At 68.3% G+C, this 24568-nt stretch carries 28 protein-coding genes and 1 tRNA gene; 12 read left to right on the top strand and 17 right to left on the bottom strand.

Annotation, left to right across the window (positions count from 1 at the left end):
* Positions 1-22: 22 nt before the first annotated feature.
* Entirely contained in the window at positions 23-1171 is a 1149-nt protein-coding gene (locus ASE58_RS00310; protein ID WP_055816942.1) for an endo-1,4-beta-xylanase, read from the bottom strand.
* A 103-nt stretch (positions 1172-1274) separates the two neighbouring features.
* Here ASE58_RS00310 and ASE58_RS00305 point away from each other — a divergent pair, with 103 nt between their 5' ends.
* The gene (locus tag ASE58_RS00305) at positions 1275-3404 is read left to right on the top strand and encodes an alpha-glucuronidase family glycosyl hydrolase (RefSeq protein ID WP_082467500.1); all 2130 of its coding nucleotides are present in this window, start codon (positions 1275-1277) and stop codon (positions 3402-3404) included.
* Between the two features lie 195 nt (positions 3405-3599).
* Here ASE58_RS00305 and lexA read toward each other — a convergent pair whose 3' ends face one another.
* From lexA to ASE58_RS00275, 6 genes are all read right to left on the bottom strand, one after another.
* On the bottom strand, positions 3600-4262 hold the full coding sequence (lexA, locus tag ASE58_RS00300) for a transcriptional repressor LexA (protein ID WP_055816940.1): 663 nt from the start codon (positions 4260-4262) through the stop codon (positions 3600-3602).
* A 54-nt stretch (positions 4263-4316) separates the two neighbouring features.
* The gene (locus ASE58_RS00295; protein WP_055816938.1) at positions 4317-5495 is read right to left on the bottom strand and encodes a molybdopterin molybdotransferase MoeA; all 1179 of its coding nucleotides are present in this window, start codon (positions 5493-5495) and stop codon (positions 4317-4319) included.
* A 153-nt stretch (positions 5496-5648) separates the two neighbouring features.
* Entirely contained in the window at positions 5649-6116 is a 468-nt protein-coding gene (gene moaC, locus ASE58_RS00290; RefSeq protein ID WP_268795043.1) for a cyclic pyranopterin monophosphate synthase MoaC, read from the bottom strand.
* Entirely contained in the window at positions 6113-6889 is a 777-nt protein-coding gene (gene trpC / locus ASE58_RS00285; RefSeq protein WP_055816936.1) for an indole-3-glycerol phosphate synthase TrpC, read from the bottom strand. Before trpC ends, moaC begins: the two co-directional genes overlap by 4 nt.
* Positions 6886-7878, bottom strand: coding sequence for an anthranilate phosphoribosyltransferase (gene trpD, locus ASE58_RS00280; RefSeq protein WP_055816934.1), 993 nt, complete (start codon positions 7876-7878; stop codon positions 6886-6888). Before trpD ends, trpC begins: the two co-directional genes overlap by 4 nt.
* Positions 7875-8459 carry an anthranilate synthase component II gene (locus ASE58_RS00275; protein ID WP_055816932.1) on the bottom strand — a complete coding sequence of 195 codons (585 nt, stop codon included), beginning with the start codon at positions 8457-8459 and terminating at the stop codon, positions 7875-7877. Before ASE58_RS00275 ends, trpD begins: the two co-directional genes overlap by 4 nt.
* A gap of 110 nt (positions 8460-8569) precedes the next feature.
* Here ASE58_RS00275 and ASE58_RS00270 point away from each other — a divergent pair, with 110 nt between their 5' ends.
* Positions 8570-8977: a hypothetical protein gene (locus tag ASE58_RS00270; protein WP_055816930.1), complete on the top strand. Its 408-nt coding sequence runs from the start codon at positions 8570-8572 to the stop codon at positions 8975-8977.
* Between the two features lie 3 nt (positions 8978-8980).
* Here ASE58_RS00270 and ASE58_RS00265 read toward each other — a convergent pair whose 3' ends face one another.
* From ASE58_RS00265 to ASE58_RS00255, 4 genes are read right to left on the bottom strand one after another with little or no spacing between them, the layout of a single operon-like run.
* Positions 8981-10183, bottom strand: coding sequence for a GGDEF domain-containing protein (locus ASE58_RS00265; RefSeq protein WP_055816928.1), 1203 nt, complete (start codon positions 10181-10183; stop codon positions 8981-8983).
* 17 nt (positions 10184-10200) lie between these two features.
* On the bottom strand, positions 10201-10350 hold the full coding sequence (locus ASE58_RS17320; protein WP_082467498.1) for a DUF2256 domain-containing protein: 150 nt from the start codon (positions 10348-10350) through the stop codon (positions 10201-10203).
* Positions 10350-11450, bottom strand: coding sequence for a 3-dehydroquinate synthase (aroB, locus tag ASE58_RS00260; protein WP_055816926.1), 1101 nt, complete (start codon positions 11448-11450; stop codon positions 10350-10352). Before aroB ends, ASE58_RS17320 begins: the two co-directional genes overlap by 1 nt.
* Entirely contained in the window at positions 11447-11998 is a 552-nt protein-coding gene (locus ASE58_RS00255; protein WP_055761302.1) for a shikimate kinase, read from the bottom strand. The genes aroB and ASE58_RS00255 overlap by 4 nt, the downstream gene beginning before the upstream one ends.
* 93 nt (positions 11999-12091) lie before the next feature.
* Here ASE58_RS00255 and ASE58_RS18160 point away from each other — a divergent pair, with 93 nt between their 5' ends.
* From ASE58_RS18160 to ASE58_RS00240, 4 genes are read left to right on the top strand one after another with little or no spacing between them, the layout of a single operon-like run.
* Positions 12092-12229, top strand: coding sequence for a hypothetical protein (locus tag ASE58_RS18160; protein WP_200909265.1), 138 nt, complete (start codon positions 12092-12094; stop codon positions 12227-12229).
* Complete coding sequence (locus ASE58_RS00250; protein WP_055816924.1) at positions 12210-14033, top strand: hypothetical protein; 1824 nt, start codon at positions 12210-12212, stop codon at positions 14031-14033. Before ASE58_RS18160 ends, ASE58_RS00250 begins: the two co-directional genes overlap by 20 nt.
* Before the next feature lie 10 nt (positions 14034-14043).
* Entirely contained in the window at positions 14044-14952 is a 909-nt protein-coding gene (locus ASE58_RS00245; protein ID WP_268795042.1) for a tyrosine-type recombinase/integrase, read from the top strand.
* Positions 14953-14962: 10 nt separating this feature from the next.
* Complete coding sequence (locus tag ASE58_RS00240; protein WP_055816922.1) at positions 14963-15910, top strand: acetyl-CoA carboxylase carboxyltransferase subunit alpha; 948 nt, start codon at positions 14963-14965, stop codon at positions 15908-15910.
* Positions 15911-16004: 94 nt separating this feature from the next.
* Here ASE58_RS00240 and ASE58_RS00235 read toward each other — a convergent pair whose 3' ends face one another.
* Both ASE58_RS00235 and ASE58_RS00230 read right to left on the bottom strand, forming a co-directional pair.
* Positions 16005-16172, bottom strand: coding sequence for a Flp family type IVb pilin (locus tag ASE58_RS00235; protein WP_055761707.1), 168 nt, complete (start codon positions 16170-16172; stop codon positions 16005-16007).
* 129 nt (positions 16173-16301) lie between these two features.
* Positions 16302-16493, bottom strand: coding sequence for a Flp family type IVb pilin (locus tag ASE58_RS00230; protein ID WP_055761311.1), 192 nt, complete (start codon positions 16491-16493; stop codon positions 16302-16304).
* A gap of 102 nt (positions 16494-16595) precedes the next feature.
* On the opposite strand from ASE58_RS00230, the gene ASE58_RS00225 reads away from it, so the two are divergent.
* Entirely contained in the window at positions 16596-16964 is a 369-nt protein-coding gene (locus ASE58_RS00225) for a (deoxy)nucleoside triphosphate pyrophosphohydrolase (RefSeq protein ID WP_055761314.1), read from the top strand.
* On the opposite strand, the gene ASE58_RS00220 is transcribed toward ASE58_RS00225, so the two are convergent.
* Positions 16961-17800 carry a class I SAM-dependent methyltransferase gene (locus ASE58_RS00220; protein WP_055816920.1) on the bottom strand — a complete coding sequence of 280 codons (840 nt, stop codon included), beginning with the start codon at positions 17798-17800 and terminating at the stop codon, positions 16961-16963. The two genes, ASE58_RS00225 and ASE58_RS00220, sit on opposite strands and share 4 nt — an antisense overlap.
* A 45-nt stretch (positions 17801-17845) precedes the next feature.
* Here ASE58_RS00220 and ASE58_RS00215 point away from each other — a divergent pair, with 45 nt between their 5' ends.
* From ASE58_RS00215 to ASE58_RS00200, 4 genes are read left to right on the top strand one after another with little or no spacing between them, the layout of a single operon-like run.
* Positions 17846-18577, top strand: coding sequence for a ComF family protein (locus ASE58_RS00215; protein ID WP_055816918.1), 732 nt, complete (start codon positions 17846-17848; stop codon positions 18575-18577).
* 31 nt (positions 18578-18608) lie between these two features.
* Positions 18609-18866, top strand: a complete 258-nt coding sequence (gene grxC / locus ASE58_RS00210; RefSeq protein WP_055761713.1) for a glutaredoxin 3 — start codon at positions 18609-18611, stop codon at positions 18864-18866.
* Complete coding sequence (locus tag ASE58_RS00205) at positions 18863-19687, top strand: carbon-nitrogen hydrolase family protein (protein ID WP_055816916.1); 825 nt, start codon at positions 18863-18865, stop codon at positions 19685-19687. The genes grxC and ASE58_RS00205 overlap by 4 nt, the downstream gene beginning before the upstream one ends.
* Positions 19684-20112 (top strand): DUF1178 family protein, encoded by a 429-nt coding sequence (locus ASE58_RS00200; RefSeq protein WP_055816914.1) that lies wholly within the window; start codon positions 19684-19686, stop codon positions 20110-20112. The genes ASE58_RS00205 and ASE58_RS00200 overlap by 4 nt, the downstream gene beginning before the upstream one ends.
* A gap of 107 nt (positions 20113-20219) precedes the next feature.
* Here ASE58_RS00200 and ASE58_RS00195 read toward each other — a convergent pair.
* The 3 genes from ASE58_RS00195 to folE form a co-directional block, all read right to left on the bottom strand.
* A tRNA-Arg gene (locus ASE58_RS00195) sits at positions 20220-20296 on the bottom strand.
* A gap of 46 nt (positions 20297-20342) precedes the next feature.
* Positions 20343-20891 carry a hypothetical protein gene (locus ASE58_RS00190; RefSeq protein WP_156347542.1) on the bottom strand — a complete coding sequence of 183 codons (549 nt, stop codon included), beginning with the start codon at positions 20889-20891 and terminating at the stop codon, positions 20343-20345.
* A 35-nt stretch (positions 20892-20926) separates the two neighbouring features.
* Positions 20927-21550, bottom strand: coding sequence for a GTP cyclohydrolase I FolE (gene folE / locus ASE58_RS00185; protein WP_055816910.1), 624 nt, complete (start codon positions 21548-21550; stop codon positions 20927-20929).
* A gap of 203 nt (positions 21551-21753) precedes the next feature.
* Here folE and ASE58_RS00180 point away from each other — a divergent pair, with 203 nt between their 5' ends.
* Positions 21754-24417 (top strand): TonB-dependent receptor, encoded by a 2664-nt coding sequence (locus tag ASE58_RS00180; protein WP_055816908.1) that lies wholly within the window; start codon positions 21754-21756, stop codon positions 24415-24417.
* Positions 24418-24568: the final 151 nt, after the last annotated feature.

The following is a 24568-nucleotide window of genomic DNA, read 5'->3' as shown; positions in this document are numbered from 1 at the left end:
GGCGGGTAACACCGCCGCCGGTTCAGCGTTTGCGTGGCACGCCGCCGGCCAGCGCCGCGACGATCGCATCGCGCAGCGGCTTGGGGCGGAGGTCCATGTCATAGAGGCAGCCGCGCGCGACCGCACCGTCGGGACGCGGTTCGAACCCGCGCAGCCAGCTGTAGCGATCGCTCAGGCCCCAGGCGAGGACGTCCCCCAGCTGCGGATAGGACAGCATGATGTCCAGATAGGCGCGCGCAAAGTCGGCGACGCCGCGGTCGCGTGGACCCACGGCGACGGGCAGGCCGCGATCGCGCACGTCGAATTCGGTAATGACCAGCCGGTATCCCATCGCCACCACCCGGTCGAGGAACCGCCGCCATTCGGGCTCCAACCGGTGGGCGACCGCACCGGCATTGGTTGTCGGCTGGAACAGGCCGATATGCGACTGCACGCCCAGCGCATCGACCGGCGTGCCCCGCTGGCGGAACGCCTCCAGCAACGACAGCACGCCGGCGCGATGCTTCTCGTTGCCATCTTCCCAGCTCATATAATCGTTATAGACCAGCTCGGCATGTGGCACGGCAGCGCGGGCGGTGCGGAAGGCGTGGTCGAGGACATTGGCCGTCCCGCCCATCGCCCGCGACAGTGACGTTTCGCGCAAGTCCCCGGTATCGGGATCGACCGCCTCGTTCACCACGTCATAGCTGTCGATCTTGCGACCATAGCGTTTGGTGACGGTCTCGATATGCTGGTCGAGGATGCCCGCCGCTGCCGTCGCCGGGCGCTGCCCGAAATCCTGGTTGTTGAGCCACGCCGGAAACCATTTGGAATAGGCCCAGTAGAGCGTGTGCCCGCGCATCGCGAAGCCGTGCCGCATCGCCCAATCGACCATCGCGTCGAACTGGGTGAAGTCGAACCGGTCGGCGGCGGGGCGGAGTGCCTGCCACTTCATCTGGTTTTCGGCGACCAGCACCGCGCAGTCGCGCTGCAGCAGTGCGACATAGGCCGGATTGTTGAACGACGCGGCATCACGTCCGGGCGGAGCCCAGGCGAAGGCGGAGCCGAAGCGGCGGCCGCGCTGTGCGGCAGCGGCCTTCGGCGTCAACACTGCCGGGGTTGCGGAAACGCCTTGCGCGGCGAACATCGCGGCACCTCCGGCCAACATGCTGCGGCGATCGATCATGGTCATCAGGCTCTCCCTCTCCCACGTTCTTTGACGTGGTAGCGTTACCATGTCTGGGATGATACCCTCAAGTCAACGCCGTCGGTCAGACGGGAGGAAGGGATGCAGGATGCTTAGAGCGATCGGGTGGGCGGTACTGCTGTGCATGGCGTGGACGGCGCCGGCCCGTGCCGAGGACGGCTATGACCTGTGGCTGCGCTATCGGACGCTTCCGGCACCGCAGGCGGCGGCGGTCGCTGCGAAGGCGACGGTGGTCGTTCGGGATGAGCAGGATGCCACGATCGCGCACGCGGCGGCGGAACTGGAGCGCGGACTGTCGGGGCTGACCGGTCGGCAGGTTTCGGCGGGTGCTATGGCGGACGGGGCAATTTTGATCGGGACTGCCCGGTCGTCGCGGATCTCGGCATTGCGCCTGCCGCTGTCGGAACTGGGGCCGGAGGGCTATGTGCTGCGATCGGTGGTGGTCGACGGGCATGCCGTCACGGTGATCGCAGCGCACCGGCCGGTGGGGGTTCTGTATGGCGCGTTCCGGCTGTTGCGGATCGCGCAGGCCGGGCAGGCACTCGACCGACTGTCGATCGTCGAGCGGCCGCGGCTGGCGCTTAGGGTGCTGAACCATTGGGATAATCCCGACGGCTATGTCGAGCGTGGCTATGCGGGGCAGTCGCTGTGGGATTGGCAAAAGCTGCCGGGCTTCAGCGACCCGCGCTATACCGATTATGCGCGGGCCAATGCGTCGGTCGGGATCAACGGGACCGTGCTGAACAACGTCAATGCCAGCCCGGACATGCTGACCCCGGCGTTTCTGGAGAAGGTCGAGCGGTTGGCGGCGATCTTCCGCCCGTGGGGCATCCGCGTCTACCTTTCGGCCAAATTCTCCGCCCCGATCGAGGTCGGCGGCCTGAAGACCGCCGACCCGCTCGACCCACAGGTTGCGGCATGGTGGCAGGCAAAGGCGGACGAAATCTATGCCCGCATCCCCGATTTCGGCGGCTTTCTGGTGAAGGCCAATTCGGAGGGGCAGCCGGGGCCGGGGGATTATGGTCGGAGCCATGCCGAGGGCGCGAACATGCTGGCCGCCGCGCTCAAACCCCATGGCGGGGTCGTGATGTGGCGGGCGTTCGTCTATGCCCATGACAAGCCAGAGGATCGCGCGAAGCAGGCCTATAGCGAGTTCCAGCCGCTCGACGGGAAATTCGCCGATAATGTGATCGTGCAGGTCAAGAGCGGACCGATCGATTTCCAGCCGCGCGAGCCGTTCCATCCACTGTTCGGGGCGATGCCGCGCACGCCCCTGATGATGGAAGTGCAGATCACCAAGGAGTATCTGGGGTTCGCCACCCACCTCGCCTATCTGGGGCCGATGTGGGAGGAGGTGCTGCGCAGCGACACCTGGCGTCCGCGAAAGGGTTCGACCGTTGCCGACGTGCTGGCACGGCCGGGTGGGCTGAGCGGGATGGCGGGGGTCGCCAATGTCGGGACGGACCGTAACTGGTCCGGGTCGCAGTTCGATCAGGCGAACTGGTATGCCTTTGGGCGGCTGGCGTGGAATCCGGATGACCGGGCGGACGCAATCGCGCGCGATTGGGCGGCGATGACGTGGGGGCAGGCGGTGGCCGAGCCGGCGGCGGCGATGATGCTGCGGTCGCGGCAGGCGGTGGTCGATTACATGATGCCGCTGGGGCTGCACCACCTGTTCGCGACCGGGCACCATTATGGGCCGGGGCCGTGGGTCGACGATCTGGCGCGACCGGACTGGAACCCGGTCTATTATCACAAGGCCGACCGCGTGGGGATCGGGTTCGACCGGACGCGGAGCGGTAGCGATGCGGTCGGGCAATATGCGCCGGCACTGGCAAAGCGGTGGGGCGATCCGGCGACGGTGCCCGAGGACCTGCTGCTGTGGTTCCACCATGTGCCGTGGGAGCGGCGGATGGCGTCGGGGCGGACGCTGTGGGAGGAATTGGTCGGGCGGTACGACCGGGGCGTGGCCGAGGTCGCGGCGATGCAGGGGCAGTGGGCGGCGCTCAAAGGAAAGGTGGATGACCAGCGCCATGCCGAGGTCAGCCAGTTCCTGACGATCCAGCGGGCCGAGGCGCAGTGGTGGCGGGATGCCTGTATCGCCTATTTCGCCGAGGTGTCGGGGCGGGCGTTGCCGGCAGGTGTGGTGCCGCCGGCGCATCCGCTGGCGTGGTACAAGGCGGTTCGGACCCCCTATGCGCCAGGGAATGGGCGGTAGGGTTTCCGCTGTTCTAACAAAGAAGGGGACCCCGGCGCAAGGCCGGGGTGACGGTAAGTTCACTGGTCCGCGTCAAACGGACCAGCACCCGTGATTTAGCATTTTGGCTAAGTGACTGTCAGCCAAAGGCTATTTGGCCAAAGTTCACAAAGTTCACACTCGCCGCGTTTTCGCGGTCAAATGTGCTGTTGCGAGTTAGTAGCGACGCAGCAGTCCGGCCAGCTTGCCCTGCACCCGCACCTGCTCGGGGCGGTAGCGCTGGGGGTCGTAGCTGCGGTTGGCGGGGTCGAGGCGGATCATCGCGCCCTCGCGACGGAAATATTTCAGCGTCGCCTCGCTATCCTCGATCAGCGCGACCACGATTTCGCCGTCGCGGGCGGTTTCGGTGCGGCGGACCAGGGCATAGTCGCCGTCGAGGATGCCGGCCTCCACCATCGAATCTCCGGCCACCTCGAGCGCATAGTGGTCGCCGGCGCCGAGCAGCGCGGCGGGAACGGGTAGCGTCGCCTGCCCCTCGATCGCCTCGATCGGGACACCGGCGGCGATGCGGCCGTGCAGCGGCAGTTCGACAACGTCGTTGGCGGGCTGCGGGGCAGCACGGGGCGTTGCGGCAGGCTTGGCGACCGGCTTTTTCGCGACCGGGCGGTCGGGCATCCGCAACACTTCCAGCGCACGGGCACGGTTGGGCAGGCGGCGGATGAATTCGCGTTCCTCCAGCGCCGAGATCAGGCGGTGGACGCCCGACTTCGACTTGAGGTCGAGCGCTTCCTTCATCTCCTCGAACGAGGGGGAGACCCCGGTTGCCTTCAACCGGTCGTCGATGAAGCAGATCAACTCGTGCTGCTTACGCGTCAGCATAAACGTCCTCCGTCGGAACAGACGTGGAACCAATAGGAAACGATTTATACGCCGTCAAGCGAGTTGCAGGATTTCCGCCGAGTCGCCCGCATCGGCCGCCGGGGCATGGGGCGCGCGCACGATGAGGGAATCGGAACGGGCGAGCGTGCGCAGCATCGAGCTGTCCTGAATGGCGGCGGTCGACACCTGTCCGTCGATCAGCGTGGCGCGCAGATAGTCCTGCCGCGCGCCATTGGCCGGCAGCGGATGAGCGAGCGTCGCGCGGGTGCTGCGGGGCATCGGGTCGGCGGCACCGGCGATCCGCGCGGCGAGCGGGCGGACGAACAGCAGCGCGGTGATGAACGACGACACCGGGTTGCCGGGCAGGCCGAGGACGGCGGCATCGCGCAGCCGGCCTGCCAGCATCGGCTTGCCCGGCCTGAGCGCAATCCGCCAGAAATCGAGTTCGCCGCCCGCCGCCGCCAGCGCGGGGCGAACGAGGTCATGGTCGCCGACCGACGCACCGCCGGTCGTGACCAGCAGGTCGCAATCGACCGCGGTGAAGGCGTCGACCAGCGCATCCATCCGGTCGGGCAGGATGCCGAGGTCGATGCGCTCCACGGGCAGGTCGGCGAGCAGGCCGGCGAGCATCAACCCGTTGGATTCAGGTAGCTGGTCTTCGCGCAACGCCTGTCCGGCGGGGACCAGTTCGTCGCCCGTCGCGGCGATGGCGATGCGGGCGCGGCGACCGACCGACAGCGTGCCGTGACCGGCGATCGCGGCGAGTGCGGCGCGGGCGGGAGTGATGCGATCGCCGGCGGCGATCAGCAGCTCGCCTTCGCGGAAATCGAGGCCGGCGCGGCGGACATTGCCGCCGCGTACCGGGCCTTCACCCGACAGGTGCAGGCGGGTACCGTCGCGCGTCGCCTCTTCCTGTACCAGCACGCAATCGGTCCCGGCGGGCATCGCCGCGCCGGTAAAGATGCGGGTCGCCTGTCCGGCGGTGACCGTGCCGGGGAAGGCGGCACCGGCGGCGCTTTCGCCGATCACTTCCCATGGGCCGGGCAGGTCGTCGAAGCGGATCGCATAGCCGTCCATCGCCGAGAGCGGGCGGGCGGGCTGGGTGCGCAGTGCGATGACGTCGGCGGCGGCAAAGCGGCCGAGCGCTTCGGTCAGCGGTAGGGTTTCGGGGGTGACGGGGCGGGCGAGGGCGAGGACGCGGGTCTGCGCATCGGCGACGGGGAGGAGGGACATGGGCTGGGCCTTTGCGTCTGATCGTCACCCTGGGCCTGATCCGGGGTTTCGGTTTCTCGTTCGGAGAGAAGTAAGAAGCGGGACCCCGGGTCAAGCCCGGGGTGACGGTTGGGGTAGAGGTGGTTGCACCGCCGCCGCGGGGGAAACCGGCGCTTAGCCCCGAACCCAGTCTCCGGACTTGCCGCCCTGCTTTTCCAGCAGGCATACGCCCTCGATCACCATCGCCTTGTCGATCGCTTTCGCCATGTCATAGATGGTGAGGAGTGCGGTGGAAGCTGCTGTCAACGCTTCCATTTCTACCCCGGTCTTGCCATCGGTCGCGGCCGTTGCGGTGACGCGGATGGCGTCGGCTTCGAATGCGAAATCGACCGACGCTTTGGTCAGCGGCAGCGGGTGGCAGAGCGGGATCAGGTCGCTGGTGCGCTTGGCCGCCATGATGCCGGCGACGCGGGCAACGGCGAGGACGTCGCCCTTTTTCACCAACCCTTCGCGGATCGCGCTCAGCGCTTCGGCTGCCATTACGATGCGGCCGGTGGCGATGGCCTGGCGTCGGGTCGCAACCTTGCCGCCGACATCGACCATGTGCGCGCTGCCATCGGCGTCGAGATGGGTCAGGCTCAAGCGATCATCGCCCGCGTCGCCGCCTCGACATCGGCGTGCCGCATCAGCGCCTCACCGATCAGGAAACAGCGGACGCCGTGTTCGGCCATCACGTCGAGATCGGCGCGGGACGTCAGGCCGCTTTCGGCGACGAAGGTGCAGCCGGCCGGGGCATGGCCGACCAGTTCATAGGTTCGCTCAAAGCTGACCGAGAAGTCCTTGAGATTACGGTTGTTTACTCCGATCAGCCGCGACTGTAGTGCCAGCGCGCGGTCCAGTTCGGCGCGGTCGTGGACCTCGACCAGTACGTCCATGCCGCGCTCGATCGCGGCGGCCTCGATCTCCGCCATCTGGGTATCGGACAATGCTGCGACGATGATGAGGATCGCGTCGGCGCCCAGCGAACGGGCCTCGGCAACCTGCCAGGGATCGACGTTGAAGTCCTTGCGCAGGACCGGCAAGTCGCACGCGGCACGAGCGGCGACCAGATACTCGTCGGCGCCCTGGAAATAGTCGATATCGGTCAGGACCGAGAGGCAGGCGGCACCGCCGGCCTGATAGGCGCGGGCATGGGCCGGGGGATCGAAGTCGGCGCGGATCAGCCCCTTGGACGGGCTGGCCTTCTTGATCTCGGCGATCAGCGCGTGGCCGGGCCGGGCGTCGAGCGCGGCGCGAAAGCCGCGCGGGGCGCTCTGTTCGCTGGCGCGTGCGTCGAGGTCGGCGATGCTGGCGCGGGCGCTGCGGGCGGCGACTTCGGCGCGCTTGGTGGCGAGGATGGTGTCGAGCATCGTCATGAATAGGCGATCCATTGGTCGAGCAGGCGGTCGGCCGCGCCCGAATCGATGACCTCGGCGGCGCGTTCGGCACCGTCTGTCAGGTCGGTGGCGGTATCGGCGATCAGCAGCGCGGCGGCGGCGTTGAGCAGCACCGCGTCGCGATACGGACCCTTTTCGCTGCGCAGCAGCGCGCGGAGCGCGGCGGCGTTGTGATGGGCGTCGCCGCCGCGGATCGCGCTGATCGGGTGGCGGGACAGGCCGGCGTCTTCCGGCACGATGCGGTCGGCCATGGTCATGCCGACGGGCACGACGATGGTCGGACCGGCGCCGGAGATTTCGTCCAGCCCCTCCTCCCCCGACACGATCAGCGCGGTTTCGGCACCGAGGAGTTCCATCGCCTCGGCATAGACCGCCGCGTAATCGGGGCGGGCGATGCCGATCAGCTGGCGGGTGGTGCGTGCCGGATTGGCGAGCGGCCCCATCAGGTTGAAGATGGTGCGCCGCCCGATCCGCTGGCGGATGGGGGTGATGCGCTTCATCGCCGGATGGTGGTTGGCGGCGAAGAGGAAGGCGATGCCGATATCGCTCAGCGTCGCTTCGGCCATCGCGCCGGCCCGCCCCATATCGAGGCCGAGCGCTTCGAGGGTATCGGCGGCGCCGGCCTTGCTGGAGGCGGCGCGGTTGCCGTGCTTGGCGACGGGGACGCCGCTGGCCGCGACGACCAGGCTGACGGCGGTGGAGACATTCAGGGTATGGTGCCCGTCGCCGCCGGTGCCGCAGACGTCGATCGCGTCCGCCGGGCCGTGGATCGGGATCATGCGATGGCGCAGCGCGCGGGCGGCCTCGGCGATCTCGATGCTCGTCTCGCCGCGAATGGCGAGGTCGATCAGGAAGGTGGCGATGGCGTCGTCCGACACCGTGCCGTCGAGGATCGCGGCGAAGGCTTGCGCCGCGCTTTCGTGGGCGAGCGGCGTCGACGGATCGGGGAGGAGCGCGGTGACGGTCATGCCGGCATCGTCGCGGGAAGCCCTGCGTCCTTCAGGAAATTGGCGAGCATCGCGTGGCCATGTTCGGTGGCGATGCTTTCGGGGTGGAACTGCACGCCGTGGATGGGGAGTTCGCGGTGGCGGAAACCCATGACGCTGCCGTCCGACGCGGTGGCGTTGACCGCCAGCACGTCCGGAATATCGGTCACGATCAGCGAGTGATAGCGCGTCGCGGTGAAGGGCGAGGGGAGGCCGGCGAAGACGCCGGTGCCGTCATGCTCGATCGGCGAGGTCTTGCCGTGCATCAGCCCGCCGCGCACGACCTTTCCACCGAAATGCTGGCCGATCGCCTGATGGCCGAGGCAGACGCCCAGCAGCGGGCGCTGCGCCTCGGCACAGGCAGCCACCAGGTCGAGCGAGATGCCGGCCTCGGTTGGGGTGCAGGGGCCGGGCGAGATCAGGAAACCCTGCGCATTGCTGGACAGCGCCTGTGCCGCGGTCATGCTGTCGTTGCGCTCGACGCGGACCTCCACGCCCAGTTCCATCAGGTAATGGACCAGGTTCCAGGTAAAGCTGTCGTAATTGTCGATGACGAGGATCATGGCACCGCCATAGCGTCCTGTGGGCAGCGTGCAACGGCAGGAATCTTTGCGCGTTCATGTTCTGGTCATCGATGCGGTCGCGTATGGATCGCGGGTCAGGAGATACGAATATGGCGCGTTGGGTATGGGCGGGATTGGCGCTTGCGATCGCGACGCCGGTGCTGGCACAGGATGCGCCCGCCGATCCGCCGCCGCAGCGGGTGCGCAACGCCACCGTCTATGGCAAGGACGCGTGTCCCAAGCCTGCCAGCGACGACGAGATCGTGGTCTGCGCGAGGCTGGACGAGGGGGAGCGGTATCGCATCCCCAAGCGCTTCCGCGCGCCGCCGGACAGGTCGTCGGCGGGTGCCAGCTGGGCGGTCAGGGCCGACAGCGCGATGGAAGAGGCGCGGGTCGGGCGGCCGAACAGCTGTTCGGTGGTCGGGACCGGCGGGCAGACCGGCTGTACCCAGGCGATGCTGCGCAACTGGTTCGCATGGCGGCGCGACCAGCAGGCGCAACAGCGCGACATCCCCTGACACTCAGGCGGCGTCGTTCACCGGCGCCAGGCTGTCGTCGTAGCGATAGAGCCGGCCGGCGCGTTTAGCGGCGTAGAGCGCGGCATCGGCGCGGCGGCGCAACTGGCCGAGGGTCGCGGCGTCCTCCGGGAAACAGGCATAGCCGATGCTTGCGCCGACCGGAGCGGCTATGTCGTCATCAATGCGGTAGCGCCGGGCGGACAGCGCGTCATGCACGTGTTCGGCAAGCGTTTGGGCGGCGTCGGGCGGCAGGTCGCGAATCGCCACGATGAATTCGTCGCCGCCCAGCCGCGCGATGGCTGCGGTGTCGGGTGCGATCTGGCGCAGCCGTGCGGCGACCTCCACCAGCACGCCGTCGCCCGCCGCATGGCCATAGCGGTCGTTGACGGGTTTGAACTGGTCGAGGTCGATGCACAGCAGCACCAGCGGGCGATGCGGCGGGTCGGCCAGTCGCGCCAGCGCATCGTCGAGGCCGTGACGATTGACGAGACCGGTCAGCGGATCATGGCTGGCGAGGTGGCGCTGGCGCTCGGCGGCTTCGAGCGATAGCGCCAGCATCCGCCCGAAACTGCCCAGCAGCGCGCGCACGCCGATGAACAGCGGCAGGGTCATCGGCAGGAGCATCCACAGCAGCAATTCGCCCGACAGGGCGAGGCCGACCTTGAACGGCAGGTCGCACAGCATGACCATCAGCGTCGCCATCCGCGGCATCGCGTAATTGCGGGCGCAGATCGGCGCGACGAGGCCGAGGATGAAGGCGGTGGCGATCGTCGTCAGCACCAGATCGCCGGTCAGCGCGATGACGAGCGCCGACAGCCCCTGCAACGCGCACCAGCCGATCGAGAGCAGCATCGATCCCTCGATCGTCGGCAATTGTCCGGCGCGATAGGCGTGGCGGACCTGCCGGATCGTCCGGAGGCGCAGGAGCAGCACGACCACTTCGAGAAGGGAGAAGACCCAGAAGATGGACAGCCCGGTGCGCAGCGCAGCGGCGAGGCTGATGGTGATGCCGGTGAGGGCGCCCATGACCACGACCTTGGGCGCGGCCAATATCGCGGCGTAGAGCATCGGTCGCGCCGCGTCGGGCACGGCCACGACCGGATCGGCCAGCCATGCCAGCGCCCCGTTCCCGCCCGCCAGCCGCGCCTTTCGCTGATGCTCCATTCCGCCGATCCCGACCGCATGCGATCCGTCGGGATATATCATGAAAGCCTGTGATCCGGTTAATCAGCCTTGTCCGTCCGCCGGCAGCGGTCGGAGCAATAGACGACATTATCCCAGTCGCGCGCCCATTTCTTGCGCCAGGCAAAGGGGCGGTCGCACACCGGGCAGACCTTCGTCGGCAGGTCGCGCTTGGCAACGCCCTGCGGCATCAGCGGGGCTGCCGGTCGAGGAACGCAGCGACCTGTCCCAGATCGACCGAGCGGTCGAGATAGGTATGCCCGATGCCGCGCGCGAGCAGGAAGGGCAGCGTGCCGCCCTCGCGCTTCTTGTCGTGGAGCATGTGCCCGACCAGCGTGTCGCCCGATTCGGCGATGCCGGCGGCGGCAAGGCCGTCGGGCAGGCCGGCGGCGCGCAGATGCGCGGCGACCCGCTCCGCATCCTCGGCGCGGCACAGCCCCTGCTCGGCGCTATAGGCGAAGGCCAGCGCCATACCGGCCGCCACGCCTTCGCCATGCAGCAGCGATCCGTCGAAGCCGGCTTCGGCCTCCAGCGCGTGGCCGAAGGTATGGCCGAGGTTCAGCAGCGCGCGGGTGCCGGTCGTCTCGCGTTCGTCGGCGCCGACGATCCGCGCCTTGGCCGATACCGAGCGGGCAATGGCGTGGGTGCGGGCCTGCGGATCGCCGAGCAACAGCGCGGTGCCATGCGATTCGCACCATGCGAAGAAATCGGGATCGTCGATCAGGCCGTATTTCACGACCTCCGCATAGCCGGCGCGCACCTCGCGGGCAGGCAACGTGTCGAGGGTGGTCGGGTCGATAAGCACCAAAGCGGGCTGATGAAACGCGCCGACCAGGTTCTTGCCGGCGCGGGTGTTGATCCCGGTCTTGCCACCGACCGACGAATCGACCTGCGCGAGCAGCGTCGTCGGTACCTGTACGAAGCCGCAGCCGCGTTTCAGGATGGCGGCGGCAAAGCCCACCAGATCGCCGATCACCCCGCCGCCCAGCGCGACGATATGGTCGCCGCGCTCCACGCCCAGCGCCAGCAGCGAATCGAGCAGCGATTCGAGCGTCGCCCAGCTTTTCGAACCCTCCCCCGCCGGGATCTCGATCACCTCGCTGGCGATGCCCGACGCGGTGAGCGAGGCGCGCAGCGTCGCGAGGTGCATCGGCACCTGCGCGTCCGCCACGATCACCATCCGCCGCCCGCGCGCGATCGGCCCCAGATGGTCGCCCGCCCGCGCCAGCACGCCGTCCTCGATCACGATATCGTAGCTGCGGGTGCCGAGGTCGACGGGAATGACGGTCATTGGCCGATGGCTTTCAGGATAGCGGTGACGGTGGCGTCGTGCGGCGCGTGCTGGCTGACGATATGGATCGGCGCAAGGGCGTAGACCGGGTTTCGCACGCGGGCGAGTTCGGTCAGCACCTTTTCCGGGTCCTTGCCGCGCAGCAGCGGGCGGGTGTCGCGGCGGCGCACCCGGTCGGCCAGCACCGCGGGCGACGCGTCGAGCCAGATTGCCAGCGCCTGTCCGAGAATCAGGTTGCGGGTATCGGGCTGCATGAACGCGCCGCCGCCGGTCGCGATGATTTTCGGCGTGCCGTCGATCAGCCGGGCGATGACCCGGCGTTCGCCGTCGCGGAAATGTTCCTCGCCGAACCGTTCGAAGATTTCGGCGATGGTCATGCCGGCGGCATGTTCGATTTCATTGTCGGCATCGACGAAATCGAGCTTCATCCGCTGCGCCAGGCGGCGGCCGACGGTGGATTTGCCGACGCCCATCAGCCCGACCAGCACGATCGGGCGGCCGGTCCAGCGGGGGGCGGGGTGGGGCAGGGAGTCTTGAATTTGCAGCATTGCGGGAGGGGCTATACAGCCGCCCCGCCGATCGGGCAAAAGGCGCGTCGCCGTCTTTTTCCCTGGCCCATCGTATTCGGGACGATCTGATCCATGTCGCGTTCGCTTGTCATTCTTATCGTCGTCGTCGTCGCGCTGGTCGCGGGCATGTTCGTGCTGGCAGGGCGGTCGACCGAGCAGCAGCCGACCCAGATCGAAAAGGCGGTTTCGCTTGAAAACCTCGCCAACTGACCGGTTGCGCGTCGGGATCGCTGCCGCCGCGCTGATCGCGGTCGCGGTACCGGCGATCGGACAGGACGTGCCCGAATCGCTATTGCCGCCGGGCTTCGGCGATGCACCGGCCCCGGCGCCCACGCCGACCCCGCGTGCGAGCGGCCGACCGACCGCGCCCGCTGTACCCGGCACCCCCAATTTCGCGCCGGCCGCGCCGATCGTGCAGCCATTGCCCGGTGTTCCCGGCATTCCGGGGGCCGAGCCGTCGCCGGTGCCGAGTGCCACCGCGACGCCGAGCCCGATCAGCCCCGAAGCGCTGCGCCAATATGAGCTGCCCGATTATGCGCGGCGCTCGACCGCCAGCATCGGCATCGCCGGACAGGGTGGCGCGTTCGGCGGCAATGCCTTTGGCACGAGTGACGGGCCGTGGCTGCAACGGATCATGCGTTCGCTCGACGCGCCGGTCGCGTCGCGCTGGGTCTCGATCGCGCTGCGCCGGGCGCTGGTGTCCGACATTGCCACTCCGGCGGGCGTCGACGGCGCGGATTTCGCCGCCGAGCGTGCGTGGCTGCTGGTGCGGATGGGCGAAGCCGCCCCGGCGCGCGCGCTGGTCCAGTCGGTCGACATCGATAACTATACGCCCAAGCTCTACCAGATCGCGATGCAGGCGATGCTGGCCACCGGCGATCCGGGCGGTCTCTGCCCGCTGAACGCGCCGGCGATGCGGGTGTCGAACGAACGCGGTTGGCGGCTGGCCAACGCCATCTGCCTCGGCCTGTCGGGTGAGGCGGCGCAGGCCGGGCGGATCGTCGATCAGGCGCGGCGACAGGCGCCGGGCGGCGGCGCGATCGACGTCGCGCTGGCCGAGAAGCTGGTCGGCAAGGGCGCGCAGGGCCGCCGGGCCGCGACGATCGAATGGGATGGTATCGACCGGCTGACCGCGTGGCGCTACGGCATGGCTGCCGCCAGCGCGACGCCGGTCCCCGCCGGCCTGTTCGGCGGCGTTGGGCCACAGGTCCGCTACTGGCACGCGACCGCGCCGCAATATGCGCCGAACCTGCGGCTGGCCGATGCCGATCTGGCCGCTGCGCAAGGGGTGGTGTCCAGCGAGGCGCTGGTCGACCTCTATGCCCAGCTGACCACCGACGAGGATGCGACCAGCACGCAGACCGCGCTGGCGAGCGATTTGCGCACCGCCTTTACCGGCAGCGATACCGATCGGCTGGCGATGCTGCGCCAGTTCTGGGAACCGGCGATCACCACGCCGCTCGGCTATGCGCGGCGCGTGCTGACCGCGCGGGCGGCAGCGATGATCGCGCCGGTCGCCGATCACGCCGGCGATGCCGATCAGCTGATCGCGTCGATGCTGACCGCCGGGCTGGACCTGCCGGCGCTGCGCTGGCGCGGGGTCATTCCGGTCGGCAGCGATGGCTGGGCGATGCTGACCGTCGCCGACCCTATGGGACGGTCGGTCGCGGCGGGCGCGGTGTCGGACTATGCCGGACAGAATGCGCGGAAGGGGCAGTTGCTGTTCGCCGCGCTCGCCGGCTTGGGCCGGCTGCCCCGCGATCAGGTGCAGGGCATGGCGCGCGAGCTGAACGTCGCGGTCGGGGCGCGCAATCCGTGGACCGATGCGATCGACCGTGCCGGCGTGAATGGCGAGGGGGGCACGGTGCTGCTCCTCGCCGCCACCGGCATGCAGACGTCCGACTGGCGCGGGGTGCCCGCCGAGGCGCTGTTCCATATCGTCGCGGCGCTGCGCGCGGCGGGGCGTGAGGGTGAGGCGCGGATGATCGCGGCGGAAGCGATCGCGCGGTCGTGACGGGTCGGGCGTGACCGCGCCCGGTGGCGACCGGGTATTGATCGACCGCTTTCTGGAAATGATGGCGGCGGAGGCGGGGGCGGCGCGCAACACGTTGTCCGCGTATCGCACCGATTTGTCGCTGGCGTCCGATGCGCTGGGCGGGCGGCTGGCCGGGGCGGATGCGGATGCGATCGGGCGGCTGGCCGATGGCTGGGCCGATCTCGCCAAGTCGACGGTGGCGCGGAAGGCGGCGGCGCTGCGGCGGTTCTTTGCGTTCCTGGCGGAAGAAGGGCTCAGGGCCGACGATCCCGGGGCGGCGCTGCCCCGGCCCGGCACATCGCGCGGATTGCCCAAGACCCTGTCGAACCGCGATATCGATGCCATGTTCGCCGCGATCGATGCGCGGATCGCGCGGGTGCCGCCCGACCGCAACGACCTGCGGCTCTCCGCGCTGTTCGAGCTGCTCTATGGATCGGGGCTGCGTGCGACCGAGTTGGTGTCGCTGCCGCGTGGGAGCATCGTGTCGGATCGGCCGTACATGATCCTGAAGGGGAAGGGCGGGCGCGAGCGGATGGTGCCGCTGTCCGACCGGTCGCGTTCGGCGGTGGCACGATGGCGGGCGCATGTGCCGGCGGACAGCCCCTGGCTGTTCCCGTCGGGCAAGGGGCATTTGTCGCGGATGCGGCTGTACCAGATCGTGCGCGCGCTGGCTGGCGAGGCGGGGATCGCGCCCGACCGGATCAGCCCGCACGTCCTGCGCCACGCATTCGCCACGCACCTGTTGGAAGGGGGCGCGGACCTGCGCGCGTTGCAGGCGATGCTGGGCCATGCCGATATCGCGACCACCGAAATCTATACCCATGTCGATGCATCGCGGCTGGTGCAGCTGGTGGGCGAACTCCACCCGCTGATTGACGCCGGGCGGACACGGCCATAGGGCGCGGACCATGGCTACTTTCCTCGATTTCGAAAAACCCATCGCCGAGCTGCAGGCGCGCATCGACGAACTGCGCGACACCGCCGCCGATGGGGAACTGGACATCGCGACCGAGATCGGGCGGTTGCAGACGAAGTCCGACCGGCTGCTGCGCGAAACCTATGCGAAGCTGACCCCGTGGCAGAAGACGCAGGTCGCGCGCCATCCGGAGCGGCCGCATTTCAAGCATTATGTCGCGGGGCTGGTCGACGACTTCATGCCGCTGGGCGGCGACCGCGCCTTTGCCGACGATCAGGCGATCCTGGGCGGGATCGGGCGGTTCCGCGGGCGCAAGGTCATGGTGATTGGCCATGAAAAGGGCGACGATACCGCGACACGGCTGCGCCACAATTTCGGCATGGGCAAGCCCGAGGGGTATCGCAAGGCGATCCGCCTGATGCAGCTGGCCGATCGGTTCGGTCTGCCGGTGGTAACGCTGGTCGACACGTCGGGCGCGTTTCCCGGCATCCAGGCCGAAGAGCGCGGGCAGGCGGAGGCCATCGCGCGCTCGACCGAGGCGGCGCTGAACCTCGGCGTGCCGATGGTGTCGGCGATCCTGGGTGAAGGGGGTTCGGGCGGCGCGATCGCGCTGGCGGCGGGCAACAAGGTGCTGATGATGGAGCACGCGGTCTATTCGGTGATTTCCCCGGAAGGCTGCGCGTCGATCCTGTGGCGGACGGCGGACAAGGCACCGGAAGCGGCCGAAGCGATGCGGGTGACGGCGCAGGATCTGAAGGCGCTGGGCGTCATCGACCGGATCGTGGCCGAACCGCTGGGCGCGGCGCATCGCGATCCGGCAGCGGCAATCGCGGCGCTGGGCGATGCGATCGATGGCGAGCTGAACGCGCTGTCGGCGCAGGACGGCGCAGCGCTGCGGCAGTCGCGGCGCAAGAAATTCCTGGCGATGGGTCGCCTGTAACCACTTGCCCTGTCCGGAGACGCGGTTGCGTGCGGACAATAAAATAGGGTGGCGGGACCCCCGTCCCGCCACCCTATCCTTGGTGCGAAGGGTCTTACGACGCCTTCATGTTGGCAGTGACGTTGCCGAAGGTCAGCTTCAGCTGGTTGCCCAGGCCCTGCATCGCGGCGATCGCGGCGACGGCGATCAGCGCTGCGATCAGGCCGTATTCGATGGCCGTCGCGCCCTTGCTGTTCTTCAGGAAGGTACGGATCTTCTGCATAATCTGCTCCATGGTTCTGCGTGCTTCAATTCCCGGCCGTTCGAAACCAGGTTCCGTTCGACAAAGCCAAAGTACCGGGAGCGCGGTTGACAAAAGTTTAAAGAAATCGTGAGGAAATCATTTTGATGGTTAACCTTGCGGTCCGGTTTGCGTCACATTCAGTGTGATGCCATTCCACAGATCGCTGGTGGTCTTGCCCAATGCAGCAATCGCGGCGATCAAGCCGATCACGATCAGGGCGAGGATCATGCCGTATTCGATGGCGGTCCCGCCGCGCTGGTCCCGCCACAGGCTGCGCAGCAGGCGCAGAGATGAACGCATGACGGAAGACTCCCGATGGCTGTAGCGCCGATCCCTATCCCGAACGAGGTTAAGAAAGTGTCGTCCGCCCCGGCCCGCATATTACTGGTAACCGCCGCCGCGATGATCGACGGCGACGGGCGCGTGCTGGTCCAGCAGCGTCCGCCGGGCACGGCGATGGCCGGTCTGTGGGAATTTCCCGGCGGCAAGGTGGAAGCTGGCGAGACGCCCGAGGCGGCGCTGGTCCGCGAACTGGACGAGGAACTGGGGATCGTGGTCGATCACCAGTGCCTGGCGCCGGCCGCCTTTGCCAGCGAGGCGCTGGGCGAGCGGCACCTGTTGCTGCTGCTCTATGCCCTGCGCAAATGGCACGGGATACCGGTCGCGCGGCATGCGACGGCGCTGCAATGGCTGCGGCCGGTGCAGTTGCACGCACTGCCGATGCCGCCCGCCGACCGGCCGCTGATCGGACTGCTCGAAGCGCTGGTCTAGGGCGCGCCCGGCCGACCCAGCGTGTCGGCGAGCGAGGCGGTGGCGCTGCCGCGACGCGCCGGTTGCGGCTGGCTGGGCGCGGGGGCCCAGCCGGTCAGGTAGATGACCTCAAACGCTTCGGCGGTGCGGCCATCGGAATCGGCGCGATCGGCAAAGGCCGAGGCGGCGGCGACCAGCCCGGCGCGGCCGAGCGGGGCCGGCTCCAGCAGGCCGGTCGCGCCCATGCCGCGCAGGTCGTCGACCAGCTTGCCAAGCCCCGCATAGCGCACGGTCAGCGTTTCGGAATCGGCGACGGGCAGCGCGAAGCCGGCGCGCACCAGCAGGTCGCCGGCCGAGCGCAGGTCGATCTGTGGATGAACCCGCGCCGCTGGGCGATCCGCCTCGGCCGCCAGCAGCGACTGGCGCAGGGTCGCGAGCGTGCGGCCCCCGGTGAAGGCGGCGAGGAACAGTCCGTCGGGGCGCAGGCTGCGGCGGATCAGCGTCAGCGCGCCGGGCAGGTCGTTCACGCTGTCGAGCACGCCGACCGACACCACCAGATCGAACGCGCCATCGGCGAAGGGCAGCCGGTCTTCGTCCCCCTGCACGCCGTGCGCGGCGCGAGCAAAGGCGAAGCCGGGATCGAACCGGGCGATCCGCGCGCCGGGCGGCGGGGCGAAGGCGGCATCGGCGCAGCCAAGGTCCAGGACGTCCGAGAAACTGCGCGTCACCGCCTGCAACCGGTCCTCGATCCCCTCCAGCATATAGCGGTGCAGGAAATCGGCGCGGGCGAAGTCGAACTGGGCGCGGTCGCGGTGCAGGCGACGGCGCGGGCGGGCAAAGAGATCGGGGGCACTCACGCCGCGCCTTGTGCCGGGCGGCGGGCGCGGCGACAAGGGCACGCGATGCGCCTTGCCCACCTGCCCGCCGCCGCCATCGCGCAACTGGTCGCCCTTGCGATCCCGCCGCGCTGTCCGGGGTGTGGCGTCGTGGTGGAGGCGGATCATCGCTTTTGTGCGGGATGCTGGACGGGGTTACGGTTTCTGGGCGACCCGGCCTGTGCCGGATGCGGCGCACCGATGGCGGTCGATCAGGGTCCGGGAATGCGCTGTGCCCCCTGCCTGCACCAGCCACCGGTGCATGACGGGGTGCGCGCGGCGGTCGCCTATGGCCCGGTCGCGCGCGATGTGGCGCTCAAACTGAAATATGGCGGGCGGCTGGCACTGGCGACGACGATGGCGCGGTTGATGGCCCGGCATCTGGCGGTGGATGCCGATTGCCTGATCCCGGTGCCGCTCCACCGGCGGCGGCTGTGGTCGCGGGGGTATAACCAGTCGGTGCTGATCGCCGCGGCGCTCGGGCGGATGCGCGGCTTGCCGGTGCTGCGCGACAGCCTGCGCCGGACCCGCCCGACGCCGCCGCTCCGCGGCATGAGCGGACGGGCGCGGGCAAAGGCGGTGCGCGGTGCCTTTGTCGTCGACGATCCGGCGGCGGTCGCCGGGCGTTCGGTGGTGCTGATCGATGACGTCCACACCAGCGGCGCGACGGTCGACGCCTGTACCAATGCGCTACGCCGTGCAGGCGCGCGGCGGGTCACGGTCCTGTGCTGGGCACGGGTCGTCGGCACGGATGATTGACAAGGGGCTGAAGCGGACACACCTGACGTCCATGGCAAGCATCCTCATCTACACGAAGGCCTTCTGCCCCTATTGCACGCGCGCCAAGCGGCTGCTCGACGGGAAGGGCGCGGCCTATGAAGAGATCGATATCAGCATGGGCGGCCCGAAGCGGCAGGAAATGCTGGCGAAGTCCAATGGCCGTACGACGGTGCCGCAGATCTTCATCGGCGACACCCATGTCGGCGGATCGGACGATCTGGCAGCGCTGGAGCGTGAGGGCAGGTTGGACGCGCTGCTGACGGCATGAAGCTTGCCCTGCTCCAGATGACCGCCGGCATCGATCCAGATGCCAATGCCGCGGTGCTGGTGGACGCGATCGAGCGGGCGGGCGCGGGTGGTGCGGCAATGCTGTTCACGCCCGAAATGTCCGGGCTGATCGATCGCGACCGCGCGCGTGCCGCCGCGTCGATTACGACCGAAGCTGGCGATCGGGTGCTGCGGGCGTCGTGCGATGCGGCGGCGCGGGCGGGCATCTGGGTCCATCTGGGGTCGCTGGCGATCCGGCGCGATGATGGCCGGTTGGCCAATCGCGGCTATGTGATCGACGACAGTGGCACGGTCCGCGCGACCTATGACAAGCTGCACCTGTTCGACGTGACGTTGCCCAGCGGCGAAAGCTGGCGTGAGTCGGCCAGCTATGCGCCGGGCGAGCGTGCCTGTGTTGTCGCGACGCCGGCGGGGGCGATGGGACTGTCGATCTGCTACGACCTGCGCTTTGCCGACCTGTTCCGCGCGATGAGCGATGCGGGCGCGACGATCCTGTCGGTGCCTGCGGCCTTCACCGTGCCGACGGGGCAGGCGCACTGGCACATCTTGCTGCGCGCGCGGGCGATCGAGGCGGGGGCCTTCGTCGTCGCGGCGGCGCAGACCGGGGTCCATGCCGATGGCCGCGCGACCTTTGGCCATTCGTTGGTGATCGATCCATGGGGCAAGGTGCTGCTCGACATGGGCGAGGCGGCGGGGATCGGCATGGTCGAGATCGACCCGGATCAGGTCGCGGCGGTGCGGGCGCGGGTGCCGGTGCTCGACCATCGTCGCCCGATCCCGCCGGTCGACATCGTCGGATGATCGTGTTCGACCTGCGCTGCGGCAACGCGCATGTGTTCGAGGCATGGTTCGCATCGAGCGATGCCTATGCCGACCAGCGCGAACGGTCGCTGATCCGCTGTCCGATGTGCGACGACGCGCGGATCGACAAGGCGGTGATGGCCCCGAACATCGCGGCCAAGGGCGACCGGCCGGCGGGACCGCCGCCCGAGGCGATGAAGGCCGCGCTGGCGGCATTGGCGAAGGCGCAGCAGGCGGCATTGTCGGGCAGCGAATGGGTCGGCCGTGCCTTCGCCGATCGGGCGCGGGCGATGCATGTCGGCGACGCCGATCATGCGCCGATCCACGGGCAGGCGACCCGCGAGGAGGCGAAGGCGCTGGTCGAGGAAGGCGTGCCGATCGCACCGCTGCCGCTGCCCATCGTGCCGCCGGAGCGGGCGAATTAGTGGCTTTTCAGCCAATCTGATCCGCTCGGTTCTCGACAAGCTCGAAGCGAACGGATTGGGTCAGGGGAATGGGCGTGGTGCCAACGCACCCCATCGCTTCGGGAAACTGGTGGCCTCGGAGGGACTCGAACCCCCGACGCCCGCTTTAGGAAAGCGGCGCTCTGTCCAGCTGAGCTACGAGGCCACGCGCACGCTGTAGAATGCCCGTGGCCGCGACGCAATCCGGTCGATCAGCTGCCACATTCCCACCGGCCGCCGCGATAGATGCGTTCGCCGCCATCGGGCGTGCGCATCGTCAGCGTGGCGGGCCATTGGCGGGTCGAATCGGATGCGGGGTCGGCATTGGCGGCGGGACGGTCGACGGTGAACGCCACCTTATCGCCGGCAAGGATGCCGCCATTCTGGATCGCCTCGCGCCCCGGCGTCGCGGCGGTGATCCGGCGCAGGCGCTTGTCGAACTTGACGAGGCCGTCGCCCTGGTCGCGGACTAGCAGCAGCACGGGGCCGCGCGGGACGGTGCGGAACGAACAGCCCGACCCCAGCAGGTCCTTGTCCTTGAAATCGGCATAGACCATCGGCTGCAATTCAGGCGCCGCATGTGGCTCGGTCGGTTCGGGCAGGCCCTTTGCCGCCGCCGGCTGCGGGGTCGATGCCGGCGCGGCACCGCCGACCGACCCGACAAGGCGGGCGGGATCGGCCGCATTGGCGGCGGCGGGGGGCTCGGCGGAGCAGGCGGTCACCGCCGCTGCGGCGAGGAGGCAGGCGAGGGTGCGGATCATGGCGTTGCAACGTCCCGCATCGCGCCGCCGTTCCGTCATCCGCGTGCGATCAGCGACAACACTTCCTTGCGACTGCGCTCGTCCTCGCGGAACACGCCCATCATCCGGCTGGTCGTCATGGTCACGCCGGGCGTGCGGACCCCGCGCGACGTCATGCAGCCATGCGTCGCCTCGATCACCACCGCGACGCCACGCGGGCGCAGGCCGTTCCAGATACAGTCGGCGACCTCGGCGGTCAGCCGTTCCTGCACCTGCAATCGCCGGGCATAGCCGTGGAGGACGCGGGCGAGCTTCGAAATACCGACGACATGGTCCTTGGGCAGATAGGCGATATGCGCCTTGCCGATGATCGGGGCCATGTGATGTTCGCAGTGCGACTGAAACGGAATGTCGCGCAGCAGCACGATCTCGTCATAGCCGCCGACTTCTTCGAACACGCGACCCAGATGTTGCGCGGGGTCCTCGGCATAGCCCTGCGTATATTCGCGCCAGGCGCGTGCGACGCGCAGCGGCGTGTCGCGCAATCCCTCGCGGGTCGGGTCGTCGCCGGTCCAGCGCAGCAGCGTGCGGATCGCCTCCACCACATCGTCGGGTACCGGAATCTTGGGCGCGGGGCCCAGCAGTTCGCAGGCGTCGCTGTCGTCGTTCGCGTCACACATGGTATCGTTCCATTCCCGATCTTCGACTCAACAGTGGCAGCGGGGGCGATCCCCTGTGGTGCGGCGACTGTGGCTTCCATACCCGTTCGCCGATGAAAGCGTGCCGTTGATGCAGGTTGCCCGTTGACGCGGGATAGATGCTTCGTCACCAAATGCAACATGCATAGCCGGACCATATCGGCAGCTGAGGAAGAGGGGATGCCATGAAGAAGTTCCACCTGCTGACCGCGACCGCCCTGTCGATGGTCGCCGGCGCCGTCCCGGCATGGGCGCAGACCACGCCGTCCGCGCCCGCCGCTTCGCCCACCGCGCCGGCCGCGCCGGGTGACGCTACGGCACAGGCCGACGACGACTGGGGGAACGAGATCATCGTGACCGCCAACCGCCGCGCCGAACCGATTCAGGACGTGCCGATCGCGGTGACGGCGGTGAACGCACAGCTGCTGGACGATGCCGGCGTGCGCGATATTCGCGGCCTCGAACAGCTGGCGCCCTCGCTCCAGACGACGACCGGCCAGTCGTCGGCGACCGCGACCTCGCTGTCGATTCGCGGCGTCGGCACGGCGGGCGACAATCCCGGCTTCGAACCGGCAGTCGGCGTGTTCATCGATGGCGTGTTCCGCTCGCGCGCGGGCATCGCCATCGCCGAGCTGCCCGAGGTCGAGCGCGTGGAGGTGCTGCGCGGGCCGCAGGGGACGCTGTTTGGCCGCAACACCTCGGCCGGTGCGCTGTCGGTGACGACCGCGATGCCGAAATTCGATCTGGGCGGTTATGTCGAGGGCGAATACGGCAATTTCAACGCGTATGAATTGAAGGGCGCGTTGACCGGGCCGGTCAGCGAACAGCTCGCGCTGCGCCTCGACGGCGGATACCGCAAGCGCGACGGGTATATCGAGGACGTCAATTCAGACCGCGCGTTCAACGACATCAACCGCTGGTACGTCCGCGGCCAGGCGCTGTACGACACGTCCGCATTCAGCTTCCGCCTGATCGGTGATTACTACAAGACCGACGAGCAATGCTGCGGCGTGGTCAGCGGCACCCGCGGACAGACGGCGGCGGCGATCCAGGCGATCGCGGCGCAGCAGGGGCGTACCGGCATCTATACCGGCGCGCCGTCCGAGCGGAAAATGGCCGCCTCGCCCAACCGCGATTACAAGGAAGCGGTGCGCGACTGGGGCGTGTCGGGCGAGATGAACGCCGATATCGGCGACCTGAAGCTCACCTCGATCAGCGCCTATCGCGACTTCCGCGTGCTGCGGAACCAGGACATCGATTACTCGGGCATCGATCGCGCCTATCGCGAGGGCTACAAGTCGTCGCTGCGCGATATCACGCAGGAATTGCGGTTGCAGGGGCAGCTGTTCGACGGGAAGCTCGATTTCCTCGTCGGCGGCTTCTACCTGAACGAACAGCTGAAGCTGCGCGACACAGTGCGGTTGGGCAACGACGCCAATCGCTATGTCGACACGCTGCTGGCCGGGGTGCTCGGTGCGCCGCCGTCGGCGGGCGGTATCGGGCGGCAGGCGCAGTTCTTCGGCAGCTTCAACGTGCCGACCTTTACCCAGCTGGTGACGTCGCTGCGCGGTGGCGCGGCACTGCCGACCGGCACCGTGCCGCTGTTCGGGCAGCTGCTCTATGCACAGAGCCCGCAGTTGCAGGCGGCGGCCCCGCCCGGATCGGCGCTGTTCAACTATCTGAACACCCCGCTGACGCCGAACGTCGCCGGACAGGGCAACAATAACGACGATTTCCAGGTCGATACCAACGCCTTTGCGCTGTTCACGCACAACATCATCAATTTCAACGACAAGCTCTCGCTGACGCTGGGCCTGCGCTATAATTACGAGCGCAAGGAGCTGGCGGCGTCGATCAACAGCAATCCGGCGGCGTGCGGCTTCTTCCTCGGCAACGATCCGCGCGCGGTGACCTATCGCAACCTGATCCGCCAGGCGAGCCCGGCGCTGTTCCAGAACCTGTTCCTGCTCAGCTGCAATCCGGCGGTGTCGAGCGAGTTCAACGGCAATTACAGCCACAAGCGGTCGGAAAGCCGCCTGACCGGTACCGCGAAGCTCGCCTACAAGCTGACCCCCGACATCCTGACCTATGCAAGCTATGATCGCGGGTTCAAGTCGGGCGGCTATAACCTCGACCAGGCGAGCTTCAACACGACGGTGCTGGGCGGGGACGGCGCGCAGGCGACCGATCTGGAATTCGGGGCGGAGACGGTCGACAGCTACGAACTGGGCTTCAAGACCAGCGTGACGCGGCAATTCTCGTTCAACGCGGCGTTCTTCTACCAGAAGTTCAAGGGGCTGCAGTCGCTGATCTTCGCCGGCAACAGCTTCGTCGTGCAGAACGTGCCCAAGTCGACCGCAAAGGGCGTCGAGATCGAATCGCTGATCCAGCCGATCCGCGAGCTGAGCTTCCGCCTGGGCTACACGCTGCTCAACGCATCCTATGATGCCGGCAATGATTTCACCGGCACGCCGCTGCAGAACCAGAATGGCCGCCAGTTCCTGAACCAGCCGCGCAATGTCGTGACGGTTGCAGCGACCTGGACCCCGCGCCTGACCGACAATCTCAATATGCTGTTCCACGTCGACATGCGGTATAACAGCGATGTGTCGATCGTGCGCGACGGGACGGGCCGGACGACGGTCGGCAACGACGGCTATCCGCTGCTCAACGGCAAGATCGGTCTCGCGACCGACGATCGCCGCAAGCAGCTGGAATTCTTCGTCGAGAATATCACGAACCAATATTACAACATTTCGGGCTTCGCGATCCCGGAACAGACCGGCACCTACGGCGTCTATCCCGCCATGCCGCGTTTCTACGGCGTGCGCGCGCGGTTCGGGTTCTGAGCCGATCGCGGCCGAAAAGCGCGGTCGACGGGGGAATTTCGTGGGATTGACGGTACGTTTCGTCGCAATTCCCCCGCGACAAGCGGTTCGGAACCTTGCATAACCATCGACCTGCCGCGCTGAAGAAGCGCGGTTCGCAGGGGGACTAGGA

This window comes from Sphingomonas sp. Leaf9 (assembly GCF_001421355.1).
Classification (GTDB): Bacteria; Pseudomonadota; Alphaproteobacteria; order Sphingomonadales; family Sphingomonadaceae; genus Sphingomonas.
This window is presented reverse-complemented; position numbering and strand designations above follow the sequence as displayed.